Raw genomic sequence first — 10869 nt, forward strand, 5'->3', positions numbered from 1 at the left:
AACTCGGGCAAGGTGCTATTCAATTTTGAGGAGGTCGCGATTACAGGCAGAGATCGCGGTGGCTCGACCGTTTTCTACAAAGATGAGGATGGGAAGATCTATTGCACTTTCCAGGTGCGGGGCCGTGGCGGTGAGAACCTGATCGGGACATATAGCTATCTCGACCTCACTCCCGTCGGTCGCAATGAAAATGGGCCGTCACATACTTTGGGCGACTGGGTCCGTCTTCACGATGAGTATGAGGGCCGATGATTATCCATTTGTCGCCGCGCGGCTGAGCAACGCCCTGCCTTGGCGTGGGCCTCCGGGCGTCTCCACAGCTTCGGCGATCAAGTGCTCGCCAGATGCTCGGCCCACAACGCCACCGTCATCTGGTCCAGAGCGGCTTTGCCGCCGGCCGCCAGATTATCGGCGTTCCGGGCGAGCTTGTCGTCGGCCTTGCGGTGCTTGCTGCCCCAGGCGCCGAGCGTCGCCAGCACCGGCAGCAGGTCGATGCCGGCCTCTGTCAGCCTGTAGACCGTTTTCAGGCCGTGGGTCGGGTCGTCGCTGCGGTTGAGGATGCCTTCTTCCTGGAGCGTCTGCAGCCGCTCGGCCAGCGTGCGCGAGGAGATGCCTTCGTCGGACTGCAGGAATTCCCGAAAATGCTTTTTCCCGGCGAAGATCAGGTCGCGGATGATGAGCAGCGTCCAGCGGTCGCCGAGCAGTTCGAGCGACAGGTTGATCGGGCAGCCGGACTTTCCCTTGGTCGACATGTCTATGGTTCCATTTTTAAATCAATTTACTATTGACATCATTCTCCGCCGTGCGTCAAATGGTTCCAGAAGTAAAGCATTCGTCAGTGTGGGACAAACCGGAGAATGACCATGAAAAAACTGATCCTGCAGATGCAGATGTCGGTCGACGGCTTTGTCGGCGCCGACGAGGATCATCACTGGCAGCTCTGGGAATGGGGCGACGACAGCGCCTGGGACGGCGAGCTGAAGCGGGACTTCAACGCCGTCTTCGCCGGCGTCGACACCATCCTGCTCAGCCGCAAGATGGCCGAGGAGGGTTACCTGACCCATTGGGGCAATGCGGCGAAGAAATTTCCGCACGATCCGTTCTATGCCTTTGCGCAACGCGTCGTCGAAGCACGAAAGGTGGTGCTGAGCGACAGGCTCAAAGCCTCGCGGTGGGAGCGCACAACGGTGGCGAGCGGCGACCTGCCGCGCGAGGTCAAGGCGCTGAAGGCGGGCGAGGGCGGCGATATGGCCGTCTTCGGCGGCGCCGGTTTCGCCTCCTCACTCATCGCGGCAGGGCTGGTCGACGAGTTCCAGTTGTTCGTCAACCCGGCGGTGCTGGGCGCGGGACGGCGGATCTTCGACCAGGGCGGTTTCGAGACCCTGCGGCTGCTCGGCTCGAAAGCCTATGCCTGCGGGATGGTGGTCAACCGCTACGCGCCAGTGGCATGATCCGAGGCATGGCGGAGGCATCTCGCCGATAAAAATGTTTGGGCGGAATCCTTTGCCTGCGTCTCTTCGTCTTCAACGTGCGGTCGCCAGCAGGGCGGGCGCATCAATCCTGAACGGAGAGACAAGACCATGATCCTGGTGACAGGCGCCACGGGCCTGAACGGCAAGGCGATCGTGCGCGAGTTCGCACGGCAGAAGCATGAGGTGAGGGCGCTGGTGCGGGACCCGGCCCGTGCCTCGGCGGCGGGGCTCGACGACCTTGCCGGGATACAACTGGTCGAGGGCGATATGCGCCGGCCTGAAACGCTGGGCGCTGCACTCGACGGCATCGACCGCGTGCTGATGATTTCGACCGCCGCCGAGGACATGACGGAAACGCAGTGCCGCTTCATCGACACCTGCAAGCAGGCCGGTATCGCCCATGTGGTGAAGTTTTCTGGCGCGGAATCCAACATCGGCTATGACGCGACGAAATTCCGCTTCACGCGGATGCATGAGGAGATCGAGCGCTATCTGGAAGGGGCAGGCTTGGCGTGGACGCATCTGCGCCCCAGCCAGTTCATGCAGGTCTATCTGCGCGACGCGCCAACCATTGCCGCCGAGGGCGTTTTCCGCCTCGCACTCGGCGACACCGAGTTGTCGCCGGTCGATGTCGAAGACATCGCCAAGGTTGCCTTTCGGCTGCTGCGCGATGGCGGCCATGCGGGCGAGAGCCTCGACATGACCGGGCCCGAGGCGCTGACGATGTGCGATGTCGCGGCGCGGATATCGCAAGCGATTGGCAAGTCGGTTCGCTATGTCAATGTGAGCCCTGAAGTGCGGCGCCGCAATCTGGTGGCCGGCGGCATTCCAACCGACTTCGCGGATGCGCTGGACGAGCAACTGGCCGAGCGGCTGCGGCGGCCGAAATCGCGGGTGCATCTGGCGACGCACGAGATGTTCGGCGTGCGGGCAACGCCGTTCGTCGAATTCGCCCGGCGTCATGCTGCAATGTTTGGCGGCGAGCACTAGCCGCGCGCGAAAAAACTTCCGCGGCCACGTATCCTTTCCGACCGCCCGTTCGTCCTAGGCTTCGAAGGTCGCGCGGCCCGCGATCCGCAACCCCGGGAGACCATAATGGCGAGCATACAGAGCGAGGCAAACAGGAACCACTATGCGGCGCTGGCTGCCAATGCCGGCAACTGACTAGTCCGCAAGCGATCATCGACTACAACGACACGCATTGGACGGCGCTGACCGGCGAACCCGGCGGCGTCGACTATATCGAGGTCGATGCCGGTGGCGTGCCGGCGATGTGGATCGTGCCGAAGGGCGCGGACGAGCAGCGGGTGCTGTTCTACGCGCATGGCGGCGGCTTCATCGGCGGCTCGATCTACACGCACCGCAAGCTGGTCGGGCATCTGGCCAAGGCCGTCGGCTGCCGGGCGTTGCTCTACGGCTATCCGCTGGCGCATCAGGCGAAGCATCCGGCCCAGCTCAATGCGGCGATGACCGCCTGGAACTGGCTCACCGACCGCACCCGGCAAGGCTTCGACACCAGGCACATCGCACTTGCCGGCGATTCCTGCGGCGCGGTGCTGACCTATGGCGTGCTGCAGTGCCTTCGTGCGGAAGGCAGGCCGCTGCCTGCCGCGACGCTGATCATCTCCGGCTGGTTCGACATGGCGCTGACTGGCGCCAGCTATGAGACCAACCGCGACAAGGACCCGGCTTTCGCCAAGGCTGCCGTCGACTGGCTGGTGACGAACTTCATCGACGATGGCGATCGGCTCGATCCGCTGGTCAGTGCGCTCTATGCCGACCTCAGCGGTTTTCCACCTGTCTTCCTGCAAGCCGGCGCGGACGAGACGCTGGTCGACGAAAGCCGCATGTTCGCCGAGCGCGCCAGGCTGGCCGGCCTCGAGACGCGGCTCGACGTCTTTGACGGCATGCTGCATTCCTTCCAGATGATGGCCGGCAAGGCGCCGGAAGCCGACGATGCGATCGGCCGCCTCGCCACCTGGGTGCGGCCGAGGCTGGGCTTGCCAGCTACCAGCGACAGAGCGGCGTGAGCATGCGCCGGCTGGTCGTATCGAGCTTCGTGCTTGTGGACGTGCAGCACTTGCGCAATGGTGTGGTGACGCTGACCGATATGCCGCGATGAACCAGCAGATCCGCAAACCCGTCGAACCGGCACAAGGGATGCAGCCGCGGCTTGACCCCGAAGGCCTGTTCGACCAGCGCTACAAAGAGTTCCTGGAGACGGTTTCGCATCTGCGCGTCAAGCTGCACCGGTACTGCGCGCGCATGACCGGTTCGGCCCTCGATGGCGAGGACATCATGCAGGAGGCGCTGTTCGAGGCCTATCGCAAGATCGAATTGCTCGACGATGCGCAGGCGCTGCGGCCCTGGCTGTTCCGTATCGCCCACAACCGCTGCATCGACTTCATCAGGAGCCGCCGCGCCCGGCAGCGAGCCGAGGCCGGCTATGCCGGCGACGAGATCGTGCTGCCTGTCGAGCCCGCCGGTCCCGGCGCCGGCCGTGCCATCGAGCGGCTGGTCGTGCATTTGCCGCCGAAGGAGCGCGCCTGCGTGCTGCTCAAGGATGTCTTCGACCATTCGCTTGAGGAGATCGCCGATCTGGTCGGCTCGACATCGGGCGGTGTCAAGTCGGCGCTCAACCGCGGTCGCGCCAAGCTCGCCGTCTTGCCGGCGCAGCCGATCGCGGCACCGCTACACGATGCCGAACTGGCGCGGCTGCTCGACCGCTATGTCGAATTGTTCAACAAACGAGACTGGGACGGGGTGCGGGCGCTGACCAGCGCCGATGCCCGGCTGCGCGTTTCGGACTGCTACAATGGCTTGCTCTCCAGCTCGCCCTACTTCGCCGAATTTGAGCGCAGCGAGCTGCCCTGGCGCATACGGCCAGGCGCCTTCGAAGGGGAAAACGTGCTGCTCGTCGACAGGCTGCATGGCGTGGTCTGGCGGCTGGCGTATCTGGTGCGGATCCATGCCGACGGCGGCGTGATCGATCATATCAGCGACTACTATGCGTGTCCCTGGATCCTGGATATGGCATCCGCCGACGCCGGATGAAGTCGGCCTCACTTGGCGTCGTGAAAAATAATGCCGACCGTGTGGCGCATGCCTGAGCGCAGGCGGCTGACGCCGTGGCGCAAGTTGACGCGGTAGTTGCCCTTGGTTCCCTGCACCGGCCGGTTGTGGACGGCGAAGGCAACCGCGTCGCCCTGGCGCAAGGGCACCACTTCGACACGGCTCTGCATGCGCGGCCGCTGTTCTGTCAGCGCGAACTCGCCGCCGGTGAAATCTTCGCCCGGTTCGGAAAGCAGGATCGCCACCTGCAGCGGGAAGGCGAGGTCGCCATAGAGGTCCTGGTGCAGGCAGTTGAAGTCGCCGGGTACATACTGCAGCAACAACGGCGTCGGCCGGGTCTGGCCGGCGGCATGGCACTGTTCGAGAAACTCGGCATGCGTCGCTGGATAGCGCATGGCTTGCCCCATGCGCTCGTTCCACTGATTGGCGACGCCGGCCAGCCTGGGATAGAGCGCGCTGCGCAAGCCGCCCAGGAGGTCGGGCAAGGGATAGCGGAAATAACGGTACTCGCCCTTGCCGAAGCCGTGCCTGGCCATGTGGATGTGGCTGCGGAAGTGCTGCTCATGAGGATAGAGGCCGGCGATCCGCCGGCACTCCTCGGGCGAGAGCAGCTTTTCGATCACCGCGCAGCCGAAGCCGTCGAGCTCGGTGGCAAGGGCTGGCCAGTCGTACGCGGCGACACGCGTCTCAGCGGCCTCGACCACGGAAGCGGCAACCTTGGCATGGGCGTTCATAGCGTTGCCTCCTTGTCGAGCAAAACGCGCTTGCGCTCGATGCCCCAGCGGTATCCGGACAGCGTGCCGTCGGTGTGGACGACCCGGTGGCAGGGAATGCCGATCGCGATGGCGTTGGCCGCGCAGGCTGTCGCCACGGCGCGGGCACCGTTCGGCTGACCAAGGCGGCGGGCAAGGGCGGTGTAGGTGATGGTGGCGCCGCACGGGATGGTGCGCAGCACGTCCCACACCCTCTGCTGGAACGGCGTGCCATGGCGCATGTCGAGCGGCAGGTCGAGACCGGCGCTAGGTGTTTCGACGAAGCGCGCTATCGCCGTGAGATCGTCGCGCAAGGCGGTCTCGTCTTCGACCAGCATCTTGCCGGGGAAGCGATTGCCAAGGTCCTGCTCGAGCGCGTCGGTGTCCGAGCCGATCAGGATGGCGCAGACGCCGATATCGCTGCGCGCCGCCAGGATCTTGCCGATCGCGGACTGGCCAATGGCATAGGCGATGGTGTCGAGGGTAGCGGTAGCGTTGCGTGCTATCGCTGTCTGTACTGCCGTTCGAGTTTGCATGGGGTTCATTGCCTTCACTCCTTTATCCGTGTCTGAACCCTAGTCGCATGCCGGCCGTGCCTCACTCCGGTGCTTGCTTTCAAATTCAAATCGCGAGCGCAAAAGTATGTGCTCTACGGCGCCCCCCTCTGTCCTGCCGGACATCTCCCACAAGGAGGGAGATTGGCAGTTCTGCCGCCGGCTTCTCTTCCTGCAACGCTGGAGATTGGCCAAGGTCGTGGTGACAGCCGATCTCCCCCCTCGTGGGGGAGATGTCCGGCAGGACAGAGGGGGGCGCCGTAGAGCGCTGATATTGAAACCATTCCCATTTTGTCATGCGACACGGGTGACGGAGATTTCACCGAGCAGGAACACTTCGCCGGTCAGGAGCCGCAGCTCGATCTCGCCGGTCGCGGTCAGGTTCCACTCGACCTTGCCATTATCGACCATCTGGCTAACGACGGTCATCACCAGTGATTTCGCGTCATCGGCGCGCCGGTCGCGTGAACTGTCGCGGGTTTGGCTGCTCCCATCAGCGGTAGTGTCGGGAGACCTGGCCATCGCGCGCATTGCGTCTCCTAGGTCTGAGAAGACCGATGGTCTGGTCTCGCCCCGCCCGATGAGCCGGACACCGCCTCCCGGTCGAGCAGCGCGCGCTTGCGCTCCGCACCCCAGGCGTAGCCGGACAGCGCGCCGTCTTTCCTGATCACGCGGTGGCAGGGAATGGCGACGGCAAGGCTGTTGGCCGCACAGGCGGCGGCTATGGCGCGGGCCGCCCTTGGCGCAGCGATGCGCTCCGCGATCTCGGCATAGGAAACCGTGTGGCCGACCGGGATGTCCTGCAAGGCCTGCCAGACGCGCTGCTGGAACGCGGTGCCGCGCACGTCGAGCGGCAGGTCGAGGCCAAGCGCCGGCGCTTCGACGAAACCGACGACGCGGGCGACCAGAGCCTCATAGTCGCGGTCGCCGCCGATCAGCCGCGCCCTGGGGAAACGGTCCTGCAGGTCGCGCACCAGCGTGTCCGGCTCGTCGCCGAGCAGGATCGAGGCGACGCCTTTTTGGCTCGATGCGACCAGGATGGCGCCGAGCGAGGATTCGCCGACGGCAAAGCGGATTTCTTCATGCGCGCCGCCGGCGCGATAGCGCGTCGGCGTCATGCCGAGCATGCCGGTCGATTTCTCGTAGAAACGTCCGCTCGAATTGAAGCCGGCATCATAGATCGCCGATGTCACGCTGGCGCCGTCCTCAAGGCCCTGGCGGATGCGGGCGGCGCGCTGCGCGGCGGCATAGTCCTTCGGCGTCAGCCCGGTGACGGCCCTGAAGACGCGGTGGAAATAGCCGGCGCTGCGCCCGGCGGCGGCCGCCAGTTCGGCGAGCGACGGTTCTTCCTCGCTCCGTTCGATCCTGCGGCAGGCGTCGGCGACCATCGCGGCGTTCCCGGCCTCCAGCGACGGGCCATCCGGATTGCAGCGCCGGCACGGACGAAAGCCGGTCGCCTTCGCCTGGTCCATAGTGTCGTGCAATTGCACGTTCTTCGGGTTGGCGCGTCGTGACGGGCAGGAGGGCCGGCAATAGACGCCGGTCGTCGCCACCGAATACCAGAATTCTCCGTCGGCCGATTTGTCACGCGAAACGATGCGCGCCCAGCGCGGATCGTCGGCAACCGGCAGCGGCGTGGATTTCAGATTCTTGGCCAGGGTGATGAACATGCCCGGCATTGAAGCCGCCAAAAGCCGGCCTCGCCACCCGTTTCCTGCCAAGTGTCAGGAGGCGCAAGCCTCATAACTGCCTTTCCTGATTGGGGAAACCCTCTTGTTCCCAAATTGGGAACTTGCTATATCAGGCCATGCAGATAATTGCCAAGAAAGCCCTGAAGGACTTTTGGGCCAAACACAACCAGGCCGAAGCTCCTTTGACAGCTTGGTATGTGGCTGTTGGCAATGCTGATTGGAAGACCCCGGCTGACATCAAGGACGCGTTTGGGGCGACAGTCGACTTCGTGGGTGACAATCGCGTCATTTTCGACATCGGCGGCAATAAGTTTCGCTTGATTGTCCACGTCGCCTACAAGTTTCACCGCGTTCTGATCAAATTCGTCGGGACACACAAAGAGTATGACAAGATTGATCCGGAGAAGGTGTGATGGAAAATATTCGACCCATTAAGACCGAAGCCGATTACGATTGGGCGATCGCCGAAATCACCAAGTATTTCGAGAATGAGCCGGAGGTTGRCTCCCTCGATGGTGACCGATTCGACATTCTCGCAACTCTGATCGAAGCTTATGAGGATAAGCACTATCCGATTAAGGCACCCGATCCCGTCGAAGCTATTCACTCACACATGGAACTGTTCAACCTGTCGCGAAAGGCTCTGGCCGAGGTGATCGGGTCGTCGCCTCGGGCGACTGAGGTGCTGAACAGAAAGCGCGCCTTGACCCTGGATATGATCTTCAAACTGAACAAGGAATGGAACATTCCCGCCGATGTCCTCGTGCAGCCCTACCATCTTGCAAATGCCAGAGGCCGCAAGCGCGCCTGAGCCGTCGCCGGACTGCCAAGCGCCGCCGACCGCCGTCGCCCGAGCCGTCGTTGCTACGCCGCCCGCTTGGGTTCGATCGCAAATGGGCTGAGACCCAACCAGGTCTGCATTTTCCTCGCGATGTGCTGGTCGCCGGTCAACGCGACCTTTGCCCCGGCCTTCTCGACCGTGATCAACCCCATCCAGATCGCCGTCATCGTGTGCAAGTCGGTCGAGACGTAGAGATCGACGTCAAAGCCCGGATCGTACCAGCACAGATCGACCTCACCGTGCTTCTCGACGATCAGCCACCACGACCGTTTGGACGCCGGTAGCTCCTGATACAGAAATTGTATCACCGTGCGCCCATCGGGCAGCGGCGAGGGGTTCAGGTTGCGCCGCATGTCCCACATCAGCAACGACGGATCGAGGTTTTTCAGCGACAGCCGGGACTCGACCCATTTCTGTCCCCAGAAGCCCATCGCCTCGACGACTGGGCGCAAATCCCTGCCGGCTTCCGTCAGCCGATATTCGAAGATGCCTTTCTCGCCCGGCACTTCCTTGCGCTCGATGATCCCGGCCAGTTCGAGCTCCTTGAGCCGTTGCGACAGAAGGGTCGGTGACATTTTCGGCACGCCGCGGCGCAGGTCGTTGAAACGGGTCGAGCCTGCCACAAGTTCGCGCAGCAGAACCATGGTCCAGCGGGTGCAGAGCACCTCGGCTGCCATCGATAGCGGACAGAACTGCTTGTATCCGTGCTGGGTCATGATTGGTGCCTCTCCCTCGAACCTGAGCTGAATATTAGGCCTTCATGAAGGAAGCGGCCAGTACGGAAACTGTACCACCCCAGTACAGATCGCGGACTGGTTGGCCGGCGTCCTGCCATGCGACCTCTTGGCCGGTGCACGGGATACCCCTTGCGCCACAACCAGGAGACGACCATGACCGCTTACATCATCGCAGACATCAAGGTGAAGGACCCGCAGTGGATGCCGTCCTATGCCGCCTCGGTGCACGATCTCGTCCACAAGCATGGCGGCAGATACCTGTCGCGCAGCGGCAATGTGAAGACGCTCGAAGGCAAGCCGCTCGACACCACGCTGATCGCCCTGATGGCGTTCCCGTCGGAAGCGGCGGCGCGTGCCTTCACCAACGATCCGGCGTATGCGCCCTTCGTTTCGGCCCGACAGGATGGCAGCGACAGCCGTTTCCAGATGATCGACAACACCGATCTGGCCGGAACGATCCCGTATCTGCCGAAGGGATGACCGTTCCCGGCATTCGTCGCATCGATTGCTGGATCTCCAAGCAACAACAGTCACAGCGCTTGCGTGTCGGGCCTCCGTATTTTCGGCCGCCTGCCAGCTGTGCTTTTTCAAGAAGAATGGAATGAACATGATATCGAACTTCCGAAACAGGCTTCTCATGGCGGGGGCCATGCTGGCCGTCTGCACCGCATTCGCGCAGGCCCATCAGGAAGCAGCTGCGTCCGGCCCCAATCCGCTGGCCGACAAGGTACGGGCTGCCAACAGCCGGTTTGTCGACGTCAAGGCCGCGACGGCCGAGGGCTATGCGCCTATTCCCTGCGCCAGCGGCATCACCGGCGGCGCCATGGGCATCCACTACGTCAGCGGCCAGTATCTGAAGGATGACAAGATCGACATCGCCCGTCCCGAAGCCGTGATGTACGAGCCGATGGCCGACGGCACGCTGAGGCTGGTGGCCGTCGAATACATCACCTCGAAAGGGCCGGCGTCGCTGGACGGACAGCTGTTCAATTTCAACAGCGCGCCCAATCGCTATGGCCTGGGCGCGTTCTACGAACTGCATGTCTGGGCCTGGAAAGGCAACCCGACCGGCACCTTCGCCGACATGAACCCGAAAGTGTCATGCGAACACGCGATGGCGCCGAGCCAGTAGCCGGCAATGGCCAGGCGGCGCCAATGCCGCCTGGCCACTCGCCCGAGGCCTGTGGGGCGCGGCTGTCCGGCGTCAGCCAGGCCCGGTCATTGTGCTACCGGATCGGGGATCGCCGATCCCAGCTCGGCGATGTCCCGGCTCGTTTGCGGCAGGAGCAAACGCCCCGTCACATACCAGAGCAGGGAGACGACAAGGATCGAGAGGTAGCCATCCACGGCATAGTGCCAGCCGGTATAGACCGAGCCGAACAGGATGAAGGCCGCAAAGGACCAGCCGACGATGGCCCAGCGACGACCGAAACCGGTCAGGAAGAGCGCGTTGAGCGTAACGAAGGCGACATGCATGCTTGGCATGGCTGAGATGCCGCTGCCCAGCTCAGGACGTCCGCTCCTGTAGGCTGCAAGCAGATAGTTGGCATAGATATAAACCGGTGCGGCGGAGCCGTTCTCAGTCAGGGCGGTTCGCAGTCCGGCAAACCGGTCACCGCCGTAGAACTGGTCGTGGAATATCGGGCCGGCGGACGACAGCAAGGTCGCAAGAACGGTGCCGCACAGGATCGTCGTCAGCGCGAACGCCCATAGATAGCGCAAGCGCCTGACTGGATCGCGCCAGAAGGCG

Annotated in this window: 16 protein-coding genes; 9 read left to right on the forward strand and 7 right to left on the reverse strand. The window is 63.4% G+C overall.

Going from position 1 to position 10869, the window contains the following annotated elements:
- Positions 1 to 252: DUF899 family protein (locus tag ACXJ7R_RS15505; protein WP_457152599.1), on the forward strand; the 252-nt coding region annotated here is incomplete at its 5' end.
- A 77-nt stretch (positions 253 to 329) separates the two neighbouring features.
- Here the strand turns inward: ACXJ7R_RS15505 and ACXJ7R_RS15510 are convergent.
- A complete protein-coding gene (locus tag ACXJ7R_RS15510) occupies positions 330 to 752 on the reverse strand; it encodes a winged helix-turn-helix transcriptional regulator (protein ID WP_457152600.1) in 423 nt (140 codons plus the stop codon).
- A gap of 111 nt (positions 753 to 863) precedes the next feature.
- On the opposite strand from ACXJ7R_RS15510, the gene ACXJ7R_RS15515 reads away from it, so the two are divergent.
- From ACXJ7R_RS15515 to ACXJ7R_RS15530, 4 genes are all read left to right on the forward strand, one after another.
- Positions 864 to 1451, forward strand: coding sequence for a dihydrofolate reductase family protein (locus ACXJ7R_RS15515; protein WP_457152601.1), 588 nt, complete (start codon positions 864 to 866; stop codon positions 1449 to 1451).
- Between the two features lie 129 nt (positions 1452 to 1580).
- Complete coding sequence (locus ACXJ7R_RS15520) at positions 1581 to 2462, forward strand: SDR family oxidoreductase (RefSeq protein WP_457152602.1); 882 nt, start codon at positions 1581 to 1583, stop codon at positions 2460 to 2462.
- Between the two features lie 281 nt (positions 2463 to 2743).
- Positions 2744 to 3502, forward strand: coding sequence for an alpha/beta hydrolase (locus ACXJ7R_RS15525; protein ID WP_457152603.1), 759 nt, complete (start codon positions 2744 to 2746; stop codon positions 3500 to 3502).
- An 88-nt stretch (positions 3503 to 3590) separates the two neighbouring features.
- The gene (locus tag ACXJ7R_RS15530) at positions 3591 to 4526 is read left to right on the forward strand and encodes a sigma-70 family RNA polymerase sigma factor (RefSeq protein WP_457152604.1); all 936 of its coding nucleotides are present in this window, start codon (positions 3591 to 3593) and stop codon (positions 4524 to 4526) included.
- Between the two features lie 8 nt (positions 4527 to 4534).
- Here ACXJ7R_RS15530 and ACXJ7R_RS15535 read toward each other — a convergent pair whose 3' ends face one another.
- The 4 genes from ACXJ7R_RS15535 to ada all read right to left on the reverse strand — a co-directional run bounded on the left by ACXJ7R_RS15535 (position 4535) and on the right by ada (position 7520).
- Positions 4535 to 5278: a 2OG-Fe(II) oxygenase gene (locus tag ACXJ7R_RS15535; protein WP_095091316.1), complete on the reverse strand. Its 744-nt coding sequence runs from the start codon at positions 5276 to 5278 to the stop codon at positions 4535 to 4537.
- Positions 5275 to 5841 carry a methylated-DNA--[protein]-cysteine S-methyltransferase gene (locus ACXJ7R_RS15540; RefSeq protein ID WP_457152605.1) on the reverse strand — a complete coding sequence of 189 codons (567 nt, stop codon included), beginning with the start codon at positions 5839 to 5841 and terminating at the stop codon, positions 5275 to 5277. The genes ACXJ7R_RS15535 and ACXJ7R_RS15540 overlap by 4 nt, the downstream gene beginning before the upstream one ends.
- 303 nt (positions 5842 to 6144) lie before the next feature.
- Positions 6145 to 6381 (reverse strand): hypothetical protein, encoded by a 237-nt coding sequence (locus ACXJ7R_RS15545; protein ID WP_457152606.1) that lies wholly within the window; start codon positions 6379 to 6381, stop codon positions 6145 to 6147.
- Positions 6382 to 6389: 8 nt separating this feature from the next.
- A complete protein-coding gene (ada, locus tag ACXJ7R_RS15550; protein ID WP_457152612.1) occupies positions 6390 to 7520 on the reverse strand; it encodes a bifunctional DNA-binding transcriptional regulator/O6-methylguanine-DNA methyltransferase Ada in 1131 nt (376 codons plus the stop codon).
- Between the two features lie 137 nt (positions 7521 to 7657).
- On the opposite strand from ada, the gene ACXJ7R_RS15555 reads away from it, so the two are divergent.
- Together ACXJ7R_RS15555 and ACXJ7R_RS15560 are read left to right on the forward strand one after the other, a co-directional pair.
- On the forward strand, positions 7658 to 7954 hold the full coding sequence (locus ACXJ7R_RS15555; protein WP_457152607.1) for a type II toxin-antitoxin system HigB family toxin: 297 nt from the start codon (positions 7658 to 7660) through the stop codon (positions 7952 to 7954).
- Entirely contained in the window at positions 7954 to 8352 is a 399-nt protein-coding gene (locus tag ACXJ7R_RS15560) for a helix-turn-helix domain-containing protein (protein ID WP_457152608.1), read from the forward strand. Before ACXJ7R_RS15555 ends, ACXJ7R_RS15560 begins: the two co-directional genes overlap by 1 nt.
- A gap of 53 nt (positions 8353 to 8405) precedes the next feature.
- Here ACXJ7R_RS15560 and ACXJ7R_RS15565 read toward each other — a convergent pair whose 3' ends face one another.
- On the reverse strand, positions 8406 to 9098 hold the full coding sequence (locus tag ACXJ7R_RS15565; protein ID WP_457152609.1) for a winged helix-turn-helix transcriptional regulator: 693 nt from the start codon (positions 9096 to 9098) through the stop codon (positions 8406 to 8408).
- A 174-nt stretch (positions 9099 to 9272) separates the two neighbouring features.
- On the opposite strand from ACXJ7R_RS15565, the gene ACXJ7R_RS15570 reads away from it, so the two are divergent.
- Positions 9273 to 9599: a DUF1330 domain-containing protein gene (locus ACXJ7R_RS15570; protein ID WP_095091320.1), complete on the forward strand. Its 327-nt coding sequence runs from the start codon at positions 9273 to 9275 to the stop codon at positions 9597 to 9599.
- 121 nt (positions 9600 to 9720) lie between these two features.
- The gene (locus ACXJ7R_RS15575; RefSeq protein ID WP_457152610.1) at positions 9721 to 10251 is read left to right on the forward strand and encodes a hypothetical protein; all 531 of its coding nucleotides are present in this window, start codon (positions 9721 to 9723) and stop codon (positions 10249 to 10251) included.
- A gap of 86 nt (positions 10252 to 10337) precedes the next feature.
- Here ACXJ7R_RS15575 and ACXJ7R_RS15580 read toward each other — a convergent pair.
- Positions 10338 to 10869: phosphatase PAP2 family protein (locus tag ACXJ7R_RS15580; RefSeq protein ID WP_457152611.1), on the reverse strand; the 532-nt coding region annotated here is incomplete at its 5' end.

This window comes from Mesorhizobium sp. P5_C1, from assembly GCF_054049815.1.

Excerpts from the sequence above, each read along its gene's own strand:
- ACXJ7R_RS15510 (WP_457152600.1), bottom strand. The coding sequence starts at position 752 with ATGTCGACCAAGGGAAAGTCCGGCTGCCCGATCAACCTGTCGCTCGAA.
- ACXJ7R_RS15515 (WP_457152601.1), top strand. The coding sequence starts at position 864 with ATGAAAAAACTGATCCTGCAGATGCAGATGTCGGTCGACGGCTTTGTC.
- ACXJ7R_RS15520 (WP_457152602.1), top strand. The coding sequence starts at position 1,581 with ATGATCCTGGTGACAGGCGCCACGGGCCTGAACGGCAAGGCGATCGTG.
- ACXJ7R_RS15525 (WP_457152603.1), top strand. The coding sequence starts at position 2,744 with ATGTGGATCGTGCCGAAGGGCGCGGACGAGCAGCGGGTGCTGTTCTAC.
- ACXJ7R_RS15530 (WP_457152604.1), top strand. The coding sequence starts at position 3,591 with ATGAACCAGCAGATCCGCAAACCCGTCGAACCGGCACAAGGGATGCAG.
- ACXJ7R_RS15535 (WP_095091316.1), bottom strand. The coding sequence starts at position 5,278 with ATGAACGCCCATGCCAAGGTTGCCGCTTCCGTGGTCGAGGCCGCTGAG.
- ACXJ7R_RS15540 (WP_457152605.1), bottom strand. The coding sequence starts at position 5,841 with ATGAACCCCATGCAAACTCGAACGGCAGTACAGACAGCGATAGCACGC.
- ACXJ7R_RS15545 (WP_457152606.1), bottom strand. The coding sequence starts at position 6,381 with ATGCGCGCGATGGCCAGGTCTCCCGACACTACCGCTGATGGGAGCAGC.
- ada (WP_457152612.1), bottom strand. The coding sequence starts at position 7,520 with ATGTTCATCACCCTGGCCAAGAATCTGAAATCCACGCCGCTGCCGGTT.
- ACXJ7R_RS15555 (WP_457152607.1), top strand. The coding sequence starts at position 7,658 with ATGCAGATAATTGCCAAGAAAGCCCTGAAGGACTTTTGGGCCAAACAC.
- ACXJ7R_RS15565 (WP_457152609.1), bottom strand. The coding sequence starts at position 9,098 with ATGACCCAGCACGGATACAAGCAGTTCTGTCCGCTATCGATGGCAGCC.
- ACXJ7R_RS15570 (WP_095091320.1), top strand. The coding sequence starts at position 9,273 with ATGACCGCTTACATCATCGCAGACATCAAGGTGAAGGACCCGCAGTGG.
- ACXJ7R_RS15575 (WP_457152610.1), top strand. The coding sequence starts at position 9,721 with ATGAACATGATATCGAACTTCCGAAACAGGCTTCTCATGGCGGGGGCC.